This is a genomic window from Chitinophaga sancti, assembly GCF_034087045.1.
GTDB classification, from domain to species: Bacteria; Bacteroidota; Bacteroidia; order Chitinophagales; family Chitinophagaceae; genus Chitinophaga; species Chitinophaga sancti_B.
Window position 1 is genome coordinate 8,097,802 of sequence record NZ_CP139247.1, and the last position, 21,180, is coordinate 8,118,981.

A 21,180-nucleotide genomic window follows, 5' to 3' on the forward strand; every position below is an offset into this window, starting at 1 on the left:
CGCAAAATGGCAGGTAAGGAATTGATCAGGATAAAAACGATCAGCGAGTTTCACAGGCTTAGAGGCTTGCCTAAACCCTCACACCCGTTGATTAGTGTCGTTGATTATGCAGCTATTAACCTCTCAACCGAATATAACGGGACCAGCTGGACTTTTGATTTTTACTCCATCGCCGTTAAAAGAGGACTTAACGGAAAAATGAAATACGGGCAACAGGAATATGATTTCGATGAAGGTGTAATGTTTATGATGTCGCCACATCAGTTACTAGGAATTGAAATAACGGTCGATCATAACATAGAGCATTCGGGTTGGTTATTACTTATTCACCCGGATTTTTTCCGGAATACATCCTTAGCAAAAAACATCCATAAATATGAATTCTTTGATTATACCGCTAACGAAGCATTGTTTCTTTCCGGTAGAGAAGAGTCTATTTTAAACAACATCATACAAAATATTCAACAGGAATACCATACCAATATTGATAAGTTTAGCCAGGACATCATTATTTCACAGATTGAAACATTGTTGAATTATACTGAACGTTTTTATCAACGCCAATTTATAACGCGGAAAATTGTCAATCACAAAATTCTTGATCAGTTAGAAACGTTACTCAATCAGTATTTTTCAGGGGAAGATTTAACCAATACAACAGTTCCCACCGTGCAATACGTTTCAAATGCACTGAATATTTCACAAAGCTATCTAAGCGGTTTACTCAAAGTCTTAACCGGGAAAAGTACTCAACAACATATTCACGATAAGCTGATTGAAAAAGCGAAGGAAAAATTATCCACTTCAACGCTAACAGTAAGTGAAATTGCTTATGCACTGGGATTTGAACATCCCCAATCATTCAGCAAATTGTTTAAAAGCAAGACGAATAAAACACCCTTAGAATTTCGTGCCTCGTTTAATTGATTGTATTGATTATCACGAAATAACTCCACTTCTTGCTTGATGATAGGATAGCGTCGAATCAGGAAAAGAATAGCGTTGCGGTCTATTTGGATAAAGTCGGATGTATCTGTCCATTTGAGAATTTACCATGACATTTAAATGATATACTCCAGTTAAAAAACATGTTGGTATTCGCCCCCTCAATGCATCAATTTAAACACTTTGTAGGCTTTTCAGTCAGGGAGGAACAACTATCGAACCAAAAAAGCCTTCAAAATCAATGACTTTGAAGGCTTTTATCTTGTTGTGACCCCGCTCGGGCTCGAACCGAGGACCCAAAGATTAAGAGTCTTTTGCTCTACCAACTGAGCTACGGAGTCATCTCTTATCCCCACATATCGTGTGGTTGGGGTTGCAAAACTACAACCTTTATTAATATTTCACAAAAATAATTTAACTTAAATTTCTTTAATTTTTGAAAAACTCCGGATATACCCCCGGTTAAAATATACTCAGTTATGGAAACAGCATACATTGTAGCCGGATATAGAACCGCTGTGGGAAAGGCTAAACGTGGCGGATTCCGCTTCTATCGCCCCGACGATCTCGCCGTAGATGTCATAACAGGTTTGTTAAAAAGCGTTCCCCAGCTTGACCCAAAGCGCGTCGATGACCTTATTGTAGGGAATGCAGTCCCCGAAGCTGAACAAGGTCTCCAGATAGGCAGAATGATCTCCGTCAGAGCTCTCGGCATCGAAGTACCCGGTGTAACCGTAAACAGATACTGCGCCTCCGGCCTTGAAACTATCGCCATCGCTACCGCCAAAATTCAATCTGGTATGGCCCACTGCATCATCGCCGGTGGCACCGAAAGTATGAGCCTGGTACCCGTAGCCGGCTGGAAAACAGTGCCGAATTTCAAAGTCGCCAGCACCACACCCGAATACTACCTCGGCATGGGCCTCACCGCCGAAGCCGTGGCCAAAGAATACAACGTCTCCCGCGAAGATCAGGACCTCTTTGCCCTCAACTCTCATCAAAAAGCCATCAAAGCTATACAGAACGGCTACTTCAAAGAAGGGATCCTCCCCATTAACATCGATGAAGTATACGTTGATGAAAAAGGTCGCAAACAACAACGCTCCTACACCGTCGATACCGACGAAGGTCCTCGTGCCGATACATCTGCCGAAGCCCTCGCCAAACTCAAACCCGTTTTTGCCGCTGGTGGCAGTGTCACTGCCGGTAACTCCTCTCAGACCTCCGACGGCGCCGCCTTCGTAATCGTCATGAGCGAAACCATGGTCAAAGAACTGGGATTGACTCCCATCGGTCGCCTCGTGGGTTGCGCTTCCGCAGGTGTACACCCACGCATTATGGGCATCGGCCCCGTTGCTGCCATTCCAAAAGTTTTGCAACAAACAAGAAAGACACTGAACGATATCAACCTCGTTGAACTGAATGAAGCTTTTGCCTCTCAATCTGTAGCCGTGATACGTGAACTCGGCATCGACCCCGATATCGTTAATATCAATGGCGGCGCCATCGCCCTGGGACATCCCCTTGGCTGTACCGGCGCCAAACTTACTGTTCAAATCCTCAGTGACCTGAAACGACTCAATCAAAAATATGGCATCGTCACCGCCTGCGTAGGTGGTGGCCAGGGCATAGCCGGGGTCATCGAAAGATTATAAAAAGCTTATAAAAATCAATCTCAAAACCCGCATCGAAAAATTATAAAAAAGGGAAATGCCTCCTGAATCAAGGAGGTATTTCTCTTTTTACATCTATACCCCAAAACCAATAAAAAATTGATTCTCAATCCCATTAACTATATTTCTTCTATATTTCCCCCATACTCTTCCCCCCGCAATACCTTCCTCCCTACTTTTACGTTTTAAGAATACTCAATCAATAACCATTTAACAAATCTCCATGAAACCACTTACCTGGCTCTGTTGCTGTGCCCTATTACTATTCGCATGTAATAAACAACAGGAAGCCAAATTGTCTTTAAACAATGCAACTATAGCTGCCACCACCGTCAGCAAAACCACTAGCAAAAAGATCTTTATCCACTACATGCCCTGGTTCGAAACACCCGAATCCAAAGGCTCCTGGGGATACCACTGGAAAATGAACACCCAAAACCCGGACATCATCACCAATGGCAAAAGACAAATTGCTACTTACTATTACCCTAAAACCGGTCCTTATTATTCCAGCGATCCGGCCATCATTGAGTACCAACTCCTCCTCATGAAATACGCCGGTGCCGATGGCGTTTTCATCGACTGGCCAGGTACCAGAACGCTCTACGACTACCCTGACAACCTCGCCAATTCCAATGCCCTCATCAACAAACTGAATGCTGTCGGTCTGCAATTCGGTATCGTCGAAGAAGACAGAAACTGGGATGCCGGCAATACCTCCGGTGCCCACGGCGATTTTGTCTACATGCAGAACAACTACTTCAACCAATCCAATTACCTCACTACCAATGGTAGCCCGGTCGTGCTCAACTTCGGTCCCATCACCTTTCATCAATCCTCCCAATGGGATGCCATCCTAAATGGCATCAACCCGAAACCCAAAGTAATCCCACTCTTTGGCTTTACGTCCGAAGTCGGCTCCAACAATGCTGGTGGTGAATTTCCCTGGATCTACCAGGATCATCCCACTGTTGTGAATAACTACTATGCCCAGGCTGCGAATTTTGCACTCTCTGTAGGAGTAGTCTATCCTGGCTTCAATACGTTCTATGCCGCCGGTGGTGCCGATGGCCCTACCTGGCAGATCGCCTATAATGGTACCAGCACCTTCTCTACCATGTTGGATAAAGCCCTTGCCTCTTCTGTGAGCATTATTCAATTTGCTACCTGGAATGACTATGGTGAAGGTACTATGATCGAACCTACTGAAGAATTCGGCTACTCTTTCCTCACTACCATGCAAACAAAACTGGGCGTACCATATGGCCAGCATGAACTGGAAGTTATTTATCAATTGTACCAGGCACGCAAATCTTATGCTGGCAACACCACCATTCAGGCGCAACTGGATCAGGTATTCACCTATCTCGCCAATCAACAGGTGGCACAAGCCGAAACTTTGCTCAATAACCTTGGTGGTAACAATAACACCACCGGTGTGTATATCAGAAACAAATGGCTGAGCACCTACCTCTATGAAGATAATGGTCAGGTGAAATACAGCTCTTCCAACTCCGGTAACCAATATAAATGGGTACAGGAAACGGTGAATGGACACATCCGTTTCAAAAACCTTTCTACAGGTCACTACCTGAATATTGAACACCTCTATGCTTATGTGGAAAGTACTGATGTACCCAATACTTACTACAGCAGCTACTGGGTGCTGGAAAGTTATAATGGATATACCAGGTTGAAAAATGAATGGCAAAGCACTTATTTAAATCTTGAAAATCAAAGCGGATTAGCCCAGTGCACAACAGTGCCGAACTATTTTGAAAGTAGCCAATGGACGCTCCAACAATAAAACAATAAATACTTTACCGGCCCTTTTCAAAACGCTGCCCCAAAGCAGAAATTTGAAAAGGGCCATTATGAACGTCAATTTTTCTATACAACAAACATGTGGTATCGCTGCGGCTTTTGCCGGCATGATAGTGGTGCAGAAAACAAAGACAAGTGCTTAAGGGACGACCTATCTCCATTAAGTACCCAAATAAAAGGAGGCCGTATCATCAATGAGATACGGCCTCCTTTTTGTTAGCAGAAAAAACTATTCTACCCAGTAAGTTAAAGTCACCACAATATACCCGTCACTACCTACCTGACTATCACTCAGCGTTACCGTCTTAGATACTACGCCATCCCAGTTACCCGGATTAGCGCCGAACTGATAAGTACCTGCCGGCAGGTCATAGATCTCGTAACCTTCACGCGCAGCATTGTAAGTAACGCCGGTGGACTGATTGATGGCCCAAAATCCATACAAACCAGTACTGCCTGTGTATGGATTACCGTAAATGTCTACCAGTTCAATACGTACATTGTAAGTAGTGGCTACCGCTGGCTTTGGTGTTGCTGCAAAAGTGTTCGCAAAAAATAAAATTGACAGAAGACTGCAAATGAGTGAGAACCTCATGGGCTAAAACAAATTTAAATTGAGGGAATTGAGATATCAGCCGTAAGGTATAATAATTTGATAAAAATTATACATTAAGATAATGTTACAAAAAATGTAGCCAAAGGCAGCATTTATATGTTAATGGCCTGCGGAAAACCCTTAATTATTTCCTGGATGTCGATACATAATCATACGGCACCTGATCCGCCAGCTTCTCAAATCCCCAATACCCACTAAACAACATCGCCAACGGATCCACACAAACCCCCTCCTTACTAAACGTACAATCCGGTTGAAAAAACCGTATCATCGACTCCTGCTGCCGCGGCAATCTACCCATCATTATTGCATATTTATTCGCCTCCAACTCCTTCATATAACTTACCATCAGCATATTCTCACAATGCAATACATACTTATCCACCAGGGAATCCGAAGGCTTCATTAAATCAACCGGTCTTAACGCTATAGGTATCCTGTAATTCACATAATTACTATCATCAGAATACGCATCCCTGTTCAACATGATCTTCCCATTCTTCACAATCGTATCATGCACATACCCCCGCTGCCGTGGTCGCCTCACAATCTCATTCACCACAAAACCTTCTTCCTCCGTATTTCCTTCAATCAATGACCTGAAGAAATGCAATGATGATCCATGAAACACCGTCTCCCTATTCGCCAGCCACTGCCGCATCTGCGCCTTCTTCTTCGTCGTCATACTCTCATAAAATGCATATCCATAATAAGAAATCGTATGATCCCTGTCTGAATTCACATATTGCTTCAGCATAAAACGGATCTTATACCCCAATGCCGCATTATTGATAATCAGGTAATCTTCGGTACTCGCCTTCAATGCCTGCTCCGCATTATCATACCCAATATCCAGGATTTCATCATTGGTAAGCACACAATTCTTTGCAAAATCCGTCTTCCCAATAAATGTCTCTTTGAACGTTTTAATATACGCCTCCCGCTTAGGATCACGCTTCACCTCAAATGCCTTCAGCACCGTCGCCTTTGGTTGCAGGGTGATCTTTATATTCACATCCTCTGTATTAATATCCAGGTAATTCGATGCCGTCTCATATCCCACATAAGAAGCGATCAACTCATACCGACCCGCTACAATCCCTCCAATACTGAAACTCCCCTTCTCCGTCGTCGTACCACCCTTACTTGTATTATTGATAAATACCGTTGCAAAACCCAGTGGCTTGCCATCCGTAGCTGACACCACTGTACCTGTAATTTTGACCTGTGCAAAAATTACCTCCGTCAGTGTGATCAAATAACCGAGGATTAAAAATCGTTTCATGGGCGCGAAATAACATCGAAGCACGATTGCCATTCTGTTAATATCGATGTACTGGCAGGATGTGCAGACAAAACACACATTTTTAAATAAAAATATTCATGGAAGAGGAAATTTAACAACGGGAATAAAAGCCGCTTTCACAAAAAATATCCATAAACAGGCGAAGCTCACCAACCTGGATAACCTTCCATTTTCTCAAAAAAAAGGGGTGTATCAAAAGTTTGATACCCCCCTTTTAATTCGGATACCTGGTAGAGCCAGATTCCATTTTATGCGATTCTCAGGAGGTTCATTTTTTTATGATCCACCCTCTTTTCAATATTATCAGTAGTTAGGATTTTTCGTCTCCGCACTTCCCTCTCCTCCCGGGTTCAGATCCGCCTCATCCGCCGGCACATCCCAGTAATCCATGAAGTTAAAATTGATCGTCACATTACTATTCAGTTTCCCTGCTGCCGTCAGGAAGTTATTTCCATAACTACCCCCGCCTGATCCAATATCATAAGACCATCCCCATCGACGCATATCATAAAATGACAACCCTCTGAATACCAATGACACTCTCCTTTCCATCACCAGCTCCTGCATCGCATTTACGGCTGTCAACCCAGTGCCGGTCACAGCTGCCACACCCGCGCCCTGGTAACTTCTCACCGCATCTACATATGCTAATCCGGCATCCGTATTACCCAAACGGATATTGGCCTCTGCCAGCATCAACGCATTCTCTTCGTAACTACCTGCTATAAATTGTTCATAACCACCTATCGCTGTACTTCCATACACATACACACCTGATGTGCCATTACCACCATCTATAATACTCCACCTCGTACCAAATGATAAATCATCCAGGTATTTGGTAGCCGTATCAAAATTGTTTGCCACACGCTTATCACCAGTATGGAAGTTCTGCATAAAGCGCTCTCCCAATCTGAATGTAGTCGATGTATTCACCCCCGTGGTTAACACAGACACTGTACCACCTGATGCGGAGAAGAAACCATTCGCGGCAGCACTTCTGCCCGTGAATACATAGTCTCCATCCTTGATACCACTTGTCGCCAGGGTCAGTACTTCATTCCAGTCTGCCGTCGTCATCGGTGTCGTAGATGTCGTAGTGATCGATGCACTCAGGTTCTTATTCACAAAAGGCGCCAGTTTATTCACCAGCAGGTTTCTCGCCAGCAAGGTATTGATATTCCTCACCCACATATCAGTTGTCAATACACCTCCATTACCTACCTGGCAAAAAGAAGGAATCAGCTGTCCCAATACCGTACTATAATCTGTAGTACTCGTGATGCCTGTCTGCAACAGACTCGATGCTTCTTTAAGGTAATCATTGGACAATGCAATGATACTATCCTTAATCAGGTACTTGTTAGACGTACCACCAAATGTATCGATCCTTAATCCTGAATAATACAAAGAACCGATCTGTGAATACGCATATCCTTTCCACCAGTAACACCATGCTTTGATCGTATTCGAACGCGTAGTAGCATCGCCACTGAATGTAATTCCATCTACCAGACTCAATACCTGGTTCAATGTATTGTTCATAGCATACATATTCAACCACTGATAGTAAGTAGGGTTATAACCAGACCCTGTTTGAGCACGGGTATTATTCGCACGCATCAGACTTACATTCGCAATGCCTGTTTCTGTCTTGGTACCGTCGTCGAGTATAAAGTATTCAGGAATGCTTATGGTACTTATCAACTGGTTCGATGCCTGTGCACCCACCACATCACCTAACAACTCCGCATATCCGAAAGGCAATGAAAAATAACTATCGCCCAACCAGTCGTCACCCGTCTTAAAACCGTTGATGTACACACCACCTGTAGCCAGTGAGATCAGGCCGGACTCAGTATTCACATTCCCATCCACGGTAGGCAGGTTCGGATTTCCTACATTCAGTTCTTTCTTGCAGGACAGTGTTCCTAATAATAGCAAACTGCAAACAAGAGATAAGATATATTTATTATTACTCATGATGATGTTCCCTTTTAAAATAAAAATTTAGAATCCTACATTTAAACCTACCTGATATGATCTCATGTTAGGAATGGTACTGTGGTCAATCCCTCTGTCGAATGATGAGTTGGCCGCACCTGAACTGATTTCAGGATCAAAACCGTTATACTTCGTCACCGTCAGCAGGTTCCTGCCTGTGAATACCACCTGCAGTTTGTTGAACTTCTGTGTATGAAGCACTCTTGCCAGATCAAATCCTAAGGAGACATTTCTCAGACGCAGGAAAGAAGCATCTTCATAAAAATAATCCTTGGTCGCATTGTTACCCGGTCCATACAGACTACCCCATGAACTGGAATACGCACTACCATAGTAAGCAGTGTAAGCAGCTGTTCTGCCATTAATTGTAACCGGTTTTGCGAAGTCACCATCTATACCATCACGGTACATCCACTCTTTGGTCTGGTTGTACAGATGACTACCATATACCCAGTCAAACTGGAAGGAGAGGGTGATGAAATTCTTATAGGTGAACTGGTTGATAAATGATGCATTGAATTTAGGATTCGGATCACCAAATGCCGTGGCACTTTCTTCGAACTGTATGGATTTGGTAGCCGTATCTACCACACGACCTTCTACGATTTCATACTTGCCTTTATCAGCATCTGAAAAATACTTGGAACCATCTCCCTTCACAGCATCCTTACTCCTCAAAGCCTTGTAACCATAGATCTGCCCGATCTTCTGACCTGCTGTCAGTGTCAGTGCCGTACTACCTGCAGAAGACGTTAAGATGATATCTGCCCCACCACGTATCTTGTCAATCCTGGATGTTTGCTTACCAAAGTTGGTAGTGAAATCCCATCCGAAATTCCTTGATTTATACACAGGAATATTCACCTGGAACTGTATACCTTTTGATGACATATCGATAGCATTTGTCAGCACAGAAGTACTACCTGTAGATAGCGCAGAACTTACTTTGTATATCACATTTTCTGCTTTACGTGTCCAGTAGGAAAATGATCCATTCACCGAACCTAACCAGTCACCATTCAACAACGTCACAGAGAAATCGGTTCCAATTTCAAACTCTTTGGAGACCTCTACTTTCAGGTTAGGATTCTGTGATGTGGCAGGATTGGAATAATACAAAGAAGATCCCAATGTACCCTGGTTCAATGTAGGATACCTGTCGAAAACACCCGGTTGTGTACCCGCTTCGCCATACGCAGCGCGGATCTTGAAGTAAGGCACCACTTGTTCCAGTCCTTTCCAGAAGTTAAAGGAAGAAGGCAATATATAACCATTTCCATGCGGGAAAGTAAATGGTTTAGACCCGCTACCAAATGTGGAAGACCAGTCACTTCTAAATCCACCGGATACACCACCCCAATCGCCAATATCAAATTTCTGATCAATGAGGTAACCAAAGGTCACGAAAGTTTCCTGGTAATCTCCATTGGTAGGCTCAGTGGTAGATGTAGAAGTAGGTGCTACATAAATGGCAGAAGCAGAGGCGAGATTAATAGGAGAAGTGGTAGGCAAGCCTAAACCATATATATCATATTCCCTGTACTTTCTCTGGCGGTAGTCATACGATGCGAGCGTAGTTGTTTGAATAGGAAGGTTCCAGCCAAAGTCCTTTTTGAAATCAGTCCTGAAGTAAGCACTTCCGATGAAGTTCTGGAACGTAGTCGTATAATTCCACTGATCAATTTCACCAGTACGATCTGTAGCAAAGTAATAAGCCTTGGTATCCCAATATTCTGCATTTGCATTGCCCGTCTGGTTAAGGTAGGTCCATGTTGCGCGTTCTGTTCTGTAGTTGATACCATACTTCGCATCCAGCTCCAGGAAGTGATTGATCCGGTAATTGGCATTCAGGCTTTGTACGATATCAATTTTATTATCCAGTCCATCTGCATACTCCTGTACATAGTATGGGTTAAAGGCATTGATACTTAAGAAATCGGCAGTCTGATAGGCAGGAGAATGTCCATCTGCCATCTTCCATTTTAAACTGAAGAAAGGAGAAGTATTCAGGAAGCTGTAGATGTTACCGACATTCCCTGCCATGTTACCTCTACCGTAGAGATAACCACCTGGGGCCCCGAGACCCGGTGTCAGTGTATTTTTGGTGTAGATAACCTGTGTAGTGGAGCGGATATGAAAACCTTTGAATACCTCAGTGCCTATGTTGGCGGTGAGGTTCGTGCGGTCTACATACCCATTGTGCATAACAGGACTCAAAGTATGATTATTGGCGAATGCCATATTGAAATCCGTCTTATCCGTACCCCCTGACAAGTTGATCGCATTGTTCCAGGTACTACCTGTTAAGAACATCTCTTTGAAGTGATCATAGTATTTCAGGTTCATGTTGTACGGCTTGTCTGCAATGTTGTTGGGATTCAATATTCCATAACGGGTAGCACCTCCATAAGTATAACTGATACCTGAATAGTCGCCATACTGATCAAGGGCCAGGATATTGCCACTGGCATCTACCACATTATTATTCCCATCAGTGAGATAGGGATGTTTGCTGGCTTTGGTTACACCACCACTGTTGATGTAATTATTAATGGAGTAACTGGTGCTATAGTTCACTTCCAGGTGACCGGATTTACCCTTTTTAGTAAAGAGCTGAATAGCACCATTCGCACCCTGTGCACCATACAGCGCAGCAGAAGCAGCACCCTGTACCACTTCGACTCTTTCTACGTTGGCCAGATCAAGACTATTAAAATCAGTTGCAGCTACCTGCACACCATCTAACATGATGAGGGGCTTAGTACCACCCTGAATGGTATTCACACCTCTGAGGAGGATGTTCACCGGGTCACTGGGGTTACCACTTACAGTAGAAATCTGCGCACCAGGTATTTTACCAACCAGTGCCTGGTCGATACTGGTGGAAGCACCCGTCAGCTTATCACCCGAAACAGATTCTACGGATATACCCAGCCTTCTCTTGCTGGTAGGCGTTCCTGTCCCGGTGACAACAAATTCAGTCAAAATCTTTTTGTCATTCCCCAATTGAACATTAATAGGTAAACCATCTACAGTGACTTCTTTTGTTTCATATCCAACTGCTGTGATGATCAGCTTCTGACCTTTGGAAGCTGTAATGGAGAATGAGCCACTGATATCGGCTACAGTACCTCCACCCCCTTTAATTTTGATACTGGCACCAGGAATAGCTTGCCCCGATTCATCTTTAATAATACCGGTGACCTTGGTTGATTGTGCAAATAATGAAAACGTATAGACATGGCACATCAGCACCATAAGGCATAGAAAACCCTTGATTCTCATAATTGTGATTTAAAATGACAGTAGATAACCTTGTGATCAAATATTAGCTACGCACGGGTTGCTGGCATCGCCCACCATAGCAGTCTTTTCATTGTTTCGTTATTTTAAGTAATAGTAAAACCTGCATACCGGAAATGGCGGCGGTATGCGCTACAACACAGGAAACGGGTTATTACATTAATTAATCTTACGGTAAACGGTTCGTCTTTTAAATCCTGCCATTTGGTTGAAATGACTTGTTCATCTGGTTAGAAATAAGTTAAATAGTTGAACTGTAAAAGCAAATCTCTTACAGAGGTAATCAATAGATGTCCATCACAATGTCAGCTTATAAATATTGATTAGATTTTGGTTATTTAGATTTTGATTTTGGTTGTTATGTTAAATATAGAGACTTGGATGATAATTTCATAATTTTTATAACAAAAAATGTAAATAATGTAATATAGAATTATTTCTAATATAATGAAAAGTATCGCAAGTATTGAGGTTCAGAAAATTGTAAAGGGAGCACGCGCCCCCCTTACAGTGTGAATCCAACCATCACGGTAACTCTGCTAAAACTATAATCTGTGGTGGTAAAGGTGCCTAATGGCCTTTGCGTTTGCCAATCCAACACTGCATTCTTTGTTTTGAATGCTGCATGCGCATAACCTGCTGATAAATGAAATGAACTATTATATCTCCACCTGAATTTATATCCCAATCCCGCATGTATATAAGTGCCGGCAATGTTCTGATCCGGTTCTTTAGAATTTTGCAGCGACCACTGTTTACGTGTTAACCATGGTATGGCTTTGCCCGCACCAGCATAAGAAAAGAAAGTTCGCTCCTCCTTACTGAAATCATAACGAAGATCTCCGAATACCGGCACTGACCTTGCCTGGTAATCATCTAACCCAATACCCACACCTACCTGGTATTGATAGGCAAACCGATACCCTACAATGCATCTCCACACAGATCCTTTCTTATCAGAAAATTGTAATCCTGCTTCATCTATATTATAAAAACCACCAGGAGCTATTTTTGGATATACCTTCTCCTGCTTCACACTATCCATCTCTGCACGATTAAATACCAACGTATCTTTTATCCTGTTCTCTATTTTCAATACCCCATTCTCTGCCGAAAAGATATGCCCCCTGATCACACTGCCATTCTTAAAATATAGTACATCCAGCTTTCGCTGCGCAGTCAATCCCTGCATAGCCAATAGCCCTGCACATAACAACAGTATATATTTCATAGTAATTATTTAATGACGATGCCAATCCTGCTTAACAAGACAGGTTTACTCAAATTAGAATAATCGTACTGGTATAAACCATCTTTGGCTGTTACCAACAGTACATGATTGTTTGGGATCACATCATAGGCCTCTATGTCTTTCACGGTTTGCTTCGTCTCTACATTCAACGGATCGGTGGCATCCATAAAGTGTAAGCCATTAGTACCTTCACATACAAACAGGTTGCTGCCATCAATACCTAATCCATAAGGGCCTGTCATGACATAGCTTTTCAACAATTGCGGGTTTTTCACATCTGCTATATTAATTACGTCCAGCTGATTCTGATTACCCGCGCAGGTAGTACCGGATCTTAATGTCACATACGCTGTTTTTCCTTCTACCACTACCGGATCACAGGATTGAATGTGTGAGAAAGTACCTGCAGCTACCGGCATTTCAGGATTGCTTACATCATAAATGAGCATGCCGGTGGTACTGCCAATAAATATGTAATGATCGTATGGGAAAATAGTTTCGATATTAGCAGAAACAGTAAAGTTATTCTTCTTCACTGGCTCATTGGCCTGTTGTACATTAAAGACCTGGATACCGTAATAATCCACTGTATACAGGGTGTTATTCACCAGGCCAAAACGTGCAGTAGAACCAGCTTTGCCGGTGGCAGAAGGTACAGATACATTTGAGCTGTTCGAAACGGTGACACTGTTAGCCTCACTATTATATACATACACACCATTCCAGCTGGCTAAATTACAGGTATTTGACAGCACAGTGTCTCTTATTTCGAAACTCGTGATCACCCCTCTCAGCGTATCGGCGATGATACCATATTCATATTGCCGCTGTGGAAATACGTTGTTCAGTCTTTTTGTCTGCCGGATGTTGTGCGGGTCGCTGATGTCCAGCGCCACAAGGTCGATGTAACTGTCTACATACATCACATTCCCTTTTACAGCCAGGTCTACATTGCCGGGGATGTTGATAAATGCGATTTTTTGAGGGGAAGAAGGGTTGGCGTTGTCGATGACGTGGATGCCTTTGTTCAGTTCGTTCAGGAAGATGTAGTTGCCGTAGAGATAGATTTTGCCTGGTGATACAATTTCGTGGGGAGATTCGCTACGGATCGAAGATCTAAGGGAGTCGAGGCTGGCGTAAACAGGTGTGTATATTTTTGAAGGAATGTTGTTGGTACATTTGTCCTTCAAACAACTGCTTAGCATAAACAAATAAACAGCCAGCAGCGCTGTCGGAAACAGTCTGGTTGATGCTACATTCATGGGGAATAGGTTTTCATTAGAACGGGGTAATAAATCAAAAAGTTACAAAAGCGAGAAAACTGAGGCGGCTTCCAGCCACCTCAGTTTTCTCGCTCGGGCGAATTATATCGACCGGCGAAAAGCCGGTCGATATAATTCGCATCTAAAAAAAACCTAAAACCAAAAAGCCCTCCCAAATGGGAGGGCCTACTCATCGTTCTTCGTTTTTATCTTACCTCATCCAAAATAGCATGATCCAACCCACTCACGACCTGTACCTCCGGCTTTATTAACTCCAACACCGCAATACTATTCTCCCCTTTCTTTAACCACTCCGCCGGCACAAACACCGTCTGCTGTGGGCCCACTTCCCAATACCTTCCTAAATTATGCCCATTCACCCAAACCACACCTTTCCCCCACTGGCTCATATCCAGGTATGTATCACCCACCGCATCCAGTTTAAAACCACCGGCTCTCAGCACCGGCTCATTCACCCCTACTTTACCCGCCTTCACTACCGGCACATCACTAAAGGGCAATGAATACATCTCCCATCCTTTCAGCTCCTTCCCACCAAATACCACACTTTCTGTAATCCCTTTCTTATTCTGCAACAAATAAGGTCCAAAATTGATCCTCCCTAAGTTCTCTACCAGGATCTCCAAACGAACCTTTCCTTTCGGTAATGTCACCTGCAAACTATCCTGCTTCAACCTTCTATCCAGCGTACCCACTCTCTTTCCATTCACAAACACAATCCCATAATCCCTCAATGCATTTATCTTCAGCACACCCGCTTTACCACCATCTACCGTCGTTCTATATAAAACAAATCCATACGCCTGTTTCAAATCTTCAAAAGTCAATGGGGTCGCATGCTTCACTGCCGCCGGCAATACACTAAATACCCCAGTCGCCTGTGTTAATGTAACAGCAGGAATCGTAATCACACCCCTCTTCGCTGGCACGGCTGGCAATGTCTGCCCCGGTTGCAAATGCTTTGCTATCACCGCGCGGAACTGCATGTATTTTTCCGTAGCATTCCCCGCCTCATCCAATGGCGCATCGTAATCGTAACTACTTATCTGCGGCTCATAAGGATCCTTATCATTCGCATTCGCCCCATTCATAAACCCACGCGTTGTACCGCCATGGAACATATACATGTTAATAGAAATACCCGCACTCAACACACTATCCAACCTACCCAGGTATTGCTGATAAGGTACGGTGTGATGTTTTGTACCCCACCAGTCAAACCATGCAGGATACCATTCAGCAATATAAAAAGGCCCTTTCCCGCCATGATTTTCGCGTATCAGTTTCTTTACCTTCACCGGGTTATCCTGCCCATTAATAGCCGGTAATAAGCCCGGTAAATGCCCGTTTTTAATCGCTGCTTCCGGATCGCAGGTAAACAGCAATCCATCAAAACCTGCGTCGACAAACATCTTCCTGTTTATATCCAGGTACTCCTTATCATCTGAATAAGAACCATACTCATTTTCAATCTGCACCATCAGTATATTCCCGCCATGATTCACCTGCAAGGGCGCCAACTGCTTACCCACCGCATGGATATAATTGCGGTAAGCCTCCAGGTAACGCGGATCTTTACTCCTCACTACCAATCCTTTCTCATTCTGCAACCAATAAGGGTAGCCACCAAACTCCCACTCCGCACACACATAAGGACTTGGCCGCAGTACCACATACATCCCCTCCTCCTTCGCAATCTTCACAAACTCCGCAATATCATTATTGCCCGAAAACTCATAATGCCCCTTCTCCGGCTCATGCACATTCCAGAATACATAGGTACCAATGGTATTCAAACCCATCGACTTTGCCATCTGAATTCTGGCGCGCCATGCCTCACGTGGTACCCGGGGATAATGAATCTCACCCGAAATCATCTGAAAAGGATGCCCGTCCAGCAAAAAGGTACTGTCTCCCAACGCAAAAGTGTGTTGTGATTGCCCCATCCCCTGCATCCATAAAGCCATTAGGGCGATGATCGCTACGCTTATTTTTTTCATCCTGTCTAAGTTTAATAAAACGCTATCATGATAATGCTACTATAAGGCCGCTAAAAGGCCATTATAAGGCTACCAAAAGATCACTTCATTATCCCTGGGATATTGAGGTGACCTTTTGGTGCTCTTTTGGTGAACTTTTGGAGACCTATTGGCACCGGCATCACGCTATTAGTACCCCGTATTCTGCGTCAATTGACCATTAGAGGACAATATCTCAGATCTTGGAATTGGCAGCCAATAGTTCTTGTCAGCAAATAAACGTCCGGCCAGTGCTGTCTTCCTGGTATATGTATATACCCCGTTTGACTTCGTGATCGTCATACCATAAGCCGGCACATTCTCAGTCGTTGATGCAATTTTCCATCTTCTTACATCATAAAAACGATGCTCTTCAAATGCCAGCTCTACCTGTCTTTCCCGCTGGATAGCCGTTCTCATTTCTGCCTGTGTCAAACCTGTCGTCAATGCTGGTTGATTGACACTGCTACGCTGACGAACCTGGTTCACAGCTGCATATACTGATGCATCTGGTCCCACTGCTTCATTCTGTGCTTCTGCATAGTTCAGCAGGATCTCTGCATAGCGGAAATAAATCCAGGGTTGTAATCCTGCCACATTCCATGGGTTATCTATCGGATTGGTATCGTCCATGAACTTCTTCAGGTAATAACCTGTCTTGGATGTATTCCAGTTGGAATTACCATCCTGGCTATCTTTACCACCTGGTGTAAATGTTTCGATCGTACTGTTTCTATAGGTCGCACCATTGTACAGAATAGAAGCATAGAAACGCGCATCCCTGTTAGCATAAGGGTTTGCTGCATCATAACCGGAAGCCGCATCGGTGATAGGAAGACCAGTATTCATCTCATACGCATCTACTAAATTCTGCAATGGTGTATTACCCGCCCAACCGCCATAACCATTTGGTCCGTTGGCAATTTCTAAACAGGTATGTCTTGCACCTATTACATATAGTCTTTCGAAAATGATCTCTTTACTCGCTGAGTTCTTAAACAATCCACCATAGTCTGCATCAATAGAATACTGTCCCAGATCCATCACCGCTTTTGCAGCGGCAGCAGCATCTGCCCAGGTACCTACATTGTAAAGTGGACTTGCTGCATACAGTGTCAGTCTTGATTTCAGTGCCAGCGCCGCACCTTTGGTAGCACGACCCAATGCCCATGAATCATCATTTGCTGATGGTAAATAATAAGCCGCTGAATCCATCTCCTTTATCGCATAATCCATACTTGTCTGCAAAGATGCACGGGTGTACAAAGATGCATCTGACAGATTATCCTCCAGGTTATACACACTATCACCCACCATCACTACCCCTCCATAGTTGCGGATCAGATCCTGATAACGGAACCCACGGATAAAGTGCAATTCACCTCTCAGCTTATTCCGCAGTCCTTCACTCATTGGCACCACCGCAATGTTGTTCAACGCATAGTTTACCTCCCTGATGCTACGATAGCTTCTGGCCCACAGTGTACCGGTAATGCCTGTATTTTCCGGCGCCAGCAAACCCTGTTGCACCAACCAGGTATTATCATCATTATTATAAATAGATTCATCTGAGAGTGAGCTCCACATCGCATATTCAAATCCTCTTCCAAAACCCGGAGGCGTACCTTCCGCTTCTTTATCCTGGAGCTTTACACCCATGTATCGGTTAATCACATAGTCCTCAAACAAAAGGGAGTCGGACAACACTGCCACGTCAGACACACGGTCCGTAGGCACGATATCCAGGTAGTTCTTCTTGCAGGACACAAATCCTATTGCCAGAAGGTATAAAAAATATTGAATCTTTCTCATGACCGTAATTTTTCAGAATTAAAACTTAACATTCAGCCCCAGGTTCACAATACGCTGTTGCGGATAGAACTGTCCGCTGCTGCTGTTTCCTTCCGGATCGTAATCTTTCACCTTTGTAATAGTGAACAGGTTGTAAGCGCTGGCATACACACGGAGTGCACTGATCTTTGCCCTGTTCAGCAAAGTTGCATTGATGGTATAACCCAACTCTACGTTCTTCAAACGGAGAAAGGAAGCATTGTTCAGCCAGAAATTGTTCGCATACAAACCACCATTTACGGAAGATGATGCACGGGTATCTACTCTTGGATAAGTTCCATCTGTATGGGTTGGGCTCCAACGGTTATCTGCCCAGCTGCTGTAGAAGTTGCCGATAGTACCTGATTCAGGCAGTACATACTGACTTACATGTGTCTGCCCTGCAAATACGACTGATGCATCGAAACCTTTGTATGCTCCATTCAACAGTATACCATAAGTGATTTCAGGAATGTTGCCATACTTTGTTCTTGTCTGGTCATCAGCTGTGATCGCTCCATCTTTGTTGTAATCCTCGTAGATCAGATCACCCAGTTGTGCATTGGCCAGGTGTGGATATTTATCCAGATCTTCCTGTGTTCTGAATATACCAATTGCATTATATAACAAAGAAGTGTTCATCGGACGACCGGTTTGACGCTGGTAATCGAGTGTACCAGACGCTTCGTCGATGTAGATGATCTTGCTCTTTGCATAAGTGATGTTGGTATTGATACCATAACGGAAGCCACCTTTCGTCACATTGTTGTAGCCAAGTGTTGCTTCAATACCATTACTGTTTACCTTACCAATGTTCTCTGCAGGCACCAACGGATCGGAACCATAAGGGTTTACGATACCTGAAGTACCCGGAATAGAAGCATTGCGCTGGGTGAGGATATCAGAACGTTTCTGCTGGAAGTAAATAAACTCTACGTTGAAATGATCCAGGAATATCGCATTCAGACCTACGTCCAGTTTCTTCGCTACTTCCCAGGTTATATTCTGATTAGCCAGTTTAGTGAGGTCAATACCCGCATGTACCGCATCCCCGATTACATACTGACTGTTGAAAGAGTAGTTGTCAAAGTACTGGAACAGGGAGATATTATCATTACCCAATGATCCATAAGATCCACGGAGTTTCAGGTCATTGATGAACTTCACGCCCTTAAACCATGGCTCCTGTGAAATGCGGTAACCAGCAGAGATAGATGGGAAGAAACCATACTGATGCCCGCTTGGGAATGCAGAAGATCCATCTACACGTGCCTGCGCTTCTACCAGGTATTTCTCCTGGTAGTTGTACGCCAGTTTACCGAAATAACTCTTACGGGTAAAGTTATAGCTGTTACCAGAGTTATTTTTATCTTCACTGGCAGGACCACCCTGTGACAGTTCCGGTGTAGTAGATGATGGGAAGTTCATGCGGTATGCACCCAGTGAATCCTGAGAAGTTTTACTTTGCTCATAAGCGACAAACGCAGCGATGTTGTGCTTACCAAACTGATGTGCATAGTTCAGCTTGATGTTGGACACCATCATGGTTCTGTTTAATTGTCCTTCTGACAAAGTAGCCAACCCGTTTGAACCGCCTACGATTGTCTTATCGTAAGCTCCGGTTGTTGAATTGTAGTTGTATACGGAATAAGGTTTGCTGAATGTCTTGATGAAACTCCAGGATTTGTCGATAGAATAAAATCCATCCAGTGATAACCCTTCTACCCCAGGAATCTGGTATGCACCTTTCAGTATACCATTAAATACCTGTGTAGGGTTGCGGCTGGTTCCACCTATGCTGGTGCCTATCAGTGCAGGGTTACTACCTTCTATACCATAAGTAGGTAATCCATTAGGGTAGTAAGGTGCAATGGTAGGATAAGCTCTGTAAATAGCGCGGAATATGTCGCCGGCACCGGTTACAGGGTAGTTACGATCTTCCTCTCTGCCGCTGAGGTACAGACTTACTTTCAGTCTTTTAGTCACATCCGCATCGATGTTGGAACGGAAGTTATACTGATTGTACTTTGTCGCACCATGTTTATATAAACCATCCTGGCTGATCGTACCCAGAGAAGCATAATATCTTACATCAGTCGTACCACCACTTACTGCCAGGTTATGCTGCTGCTGTGTCGCTGATTTTTTCAGCACCACTTTCTGCCAGTCAGTATTAGGGTAGTTCAGCGGATCAGAACCATCTCTGAATTTCTGAATCTCTTCGTCTGTATAATACTGGTTCATGCCACCTGCCGGATCGGTGTAATAAGCGATCTCATTCTGGATGGCAGCAAAAGTGGGTGCATCCGCCATTTTTGGCAAACGGGTAGGTGAAGAAAAACCCTGGTTAAAGGTGTAATTGATCACCGGCTTACCGGTTTTACCTCTCTTGGTGGTAACGAGGATCACACCATTCGCTGCACGACTACCATATACTGCAGCAGAAGCGTCTTTCAGTACGCTGATGCTTTCAATATCGTTAGGGTCCAGCCTTGATAAACCACCGATCTGACCTGGTACACCATCTACCACTACAAGTACATCGTTGTTACCGGTAGTACCCAGACCTCTGATGTAAATGTTGGAATTGTCATAACCCGGTTCACCAGCGCGGTTGTTTGCGATCACACCAGAGAAACGGCCTGCGAGTGAGTTGGATACATTGGGTTGCGGACTTCTTACAATGTCCGCTCCTTTTACGACGGAGATTGATCCGGTCAGGGTCTCCTTTTTCTGGGTACCATAACCTACTACCACCACTTCGCCCACTGTCTGCGCGTTTTCACTCAGGGTTGCATTCACAGAAGGGCCTGCAACGGCGATAGACTGTGCAGCGTAAGACATGTGATTGAAAATAAGGGTATCTCCCTGTTTAGCAGTGACGGTATAGTGACCATTGATGTCGGTCACAGCCCCCTGGTTAGTCCCTTTAACTTTCACTGTTACACCCGGAACTGGTTGTCCCCCGGACACCACTTTACCGGAAATTTTGCCCTCCTGGGCCTGCGCAATAAATACAGGGAACATGAATACTAAAAGCAATGACAGTCGCAGAAACAAGGGCAACTGCCGCACGTGCCTGTGCAAGACTTTTTTCATAACGGAATTCTGTTTGGATGAGTAAAC

At 44.0% G+C, this 21,180-nt stretch carries 12 protein-coding genes and 1 tRNA gene; 3 read left to right on the forward strand and 10 right to left on the reverse strand.

Annotation, left to right across the window (positions count from 1 at the left end):
* The first annotated feature begins 6 nt into the window (after positions 1-6).
* Positions 7-927, forward strand: coding sequence for a helix-turn-helix transcriptional regulator (locus SIO70_RS32480; RefSeq protein ID WP_320577982.1), 921 nt, complete (start codon positions 7-9; stop codon positions 925-927).
* A gap of 286 nt (positions 928-1,213) precedes the next feature.
* Here the strand turns inward: SIO70_RS32480 and SIO70_RS32485 are convergent.
* A tRNA-Lys gene (locus SIO70_RS32485) sits at positions 1,214-1,286 on the reverse strand.
* Positions 1,287-1,424: 138 nt separating this feature from the next.
* Between SIO70_RS32485 and SIO70_RS32490 the strand changes: the two genes are divergently transcribed.
* Positions 1,425-2,600: an acetyl-CoA C-acyltransferase gene (locus SIO70_RS32490; protein ID WP_320577984.1), complete on the forward strand. Its 1,176-nt coding sequence runs from the start codon at positions 1,425-1,427 to the stop codon at positions 2,598-2,600.
* A 241-nt stretch (positions 2,601-2,841) separates the two neighbouring features.
* Positions 2,842-4,425, forward strand: coding sequence for a glycoside hydrolase family 71/99-like protein (locus SIO70_RS32495; protein ID WP_320577985.1), 1,584 nt, complete (start codon positions 2,842-2,844; stop codon positions 4,423-4,425).
* Between the two features lie 246 nt (positions 4,426-4,671).
* Here the strand turns inward: SIO70_RS32495 and SIO70_RS32500 are convergent, their stop codons facing one another.
* The 9 genes from SIO70_RS32500 to SIO70_RS32540 form a co-directional block, all read right to left on the reverse strand.
* Positions 4,672-5,037 carry a hypothetical protein gene (locus SIO70_RS32500; protein WP_320577987.1) on the reverse strand — a complete coding sequence of 122 codons (366 nt, stop codon included), beginning with the start codon at positions 5,035-5,037 and terminating at the stop codon, positions 4,672-4,674.
* Positions 5,038-5,182: 145 nt separating this feature from the next.
* Entirely contained in the window at positions 5,183-6,343 is a 1,161-nt protein-coding gene (locus SIO70_RS32505) for a carboxypeptidase-like regulatory domain-containing protein (protein ID WP_320577989.1), read from the reverse strand.
* Between the two features lie 324 nt (positions 6,344-6,667).
* Complete coding sequence (locus SIO70_RS32510; protein WP_320577991.1) at positions 6,668-8,347, reverse strand: RagB/SusD family nutrient uptake outer membrane protein; 1,680 nt, start codon at positions 8,345-8,347, stop codon at positions 6,668-6,670.
* Positions 8,348-8,374: 27 nt separating this feature from the next.
* Positions 8,375-11,653, reverse strand: a complete 3,279-nt coding sequence (locus tag SIO70_RS32515; protein ID WP_320577993.1) for a SusC/RagA family TonB-linked outer membrane protein — start codon at positions 11,651-11,653, stop codon at positions 8,375-8,377.
* A 523-nt stretch (positions 11,654-12,176) separates the two neighbouring features.
* A complete protein-coding gene (locus SIO70_RS32520) occupies positions 12,177-12,902 on the reverse strand; it encodes a hypothetical protein (protein ID WP_320577995.1) in 726 nt (241 codons plus the stop codon).
* Between the two features lie 5 nt (positions 12,903-12,907).
* Positions 12,908-14,185 (reverse strand): hypothetical protein, encoded by a 1,278-nt coding sequence (locus tag SIO70_RS32525; protein WP_320577997.1) that lies wholly within the window; start codon positions 14,183-14,185, stop codon positions 12,908-12,910.
* Positions 14,186-14,391: 206 nt separating this feature from the next.
* Positions 14,392-16,206 (reverse strand): beta-galactosidase family protein, encoded by a 1,815-nt coding sequence (locus SIO70_RS32530; protein ID WP_320577998.1) that lies wholly within the window; start codon positions 16,204-16,206, stop codon positions 14,392-14,394.
* 168 nt (positions 16,207-16,374) lie between these two features.
* Positions 16,375-18,036, reverse strand: a complete 1,662-nt coding sequence (locus SIO70_RS32535) for a RagB/SusD family nutrient uptake outer membrane protein (protein ID WP_320578000.1) — start codon at positions 18,034-18,036, stop codon at positions 16,375-16,377.
* Between the two features lie 18 nt (positions 18,037-18,054).
* On the reverse strand, positions 18,055-21,153 hold the full coding sequence (locus SIO70_RS32540) for a TonB-dependent receptor (RefSeq protein WP_320578002.1): 3,099 nt from the start codon (positions 21,151-21,153) through the stop codon (positions 18,055-18,057).
* Between the last annotated feature and the right edge of the window lie 27 nt (positions 21,154-21,180).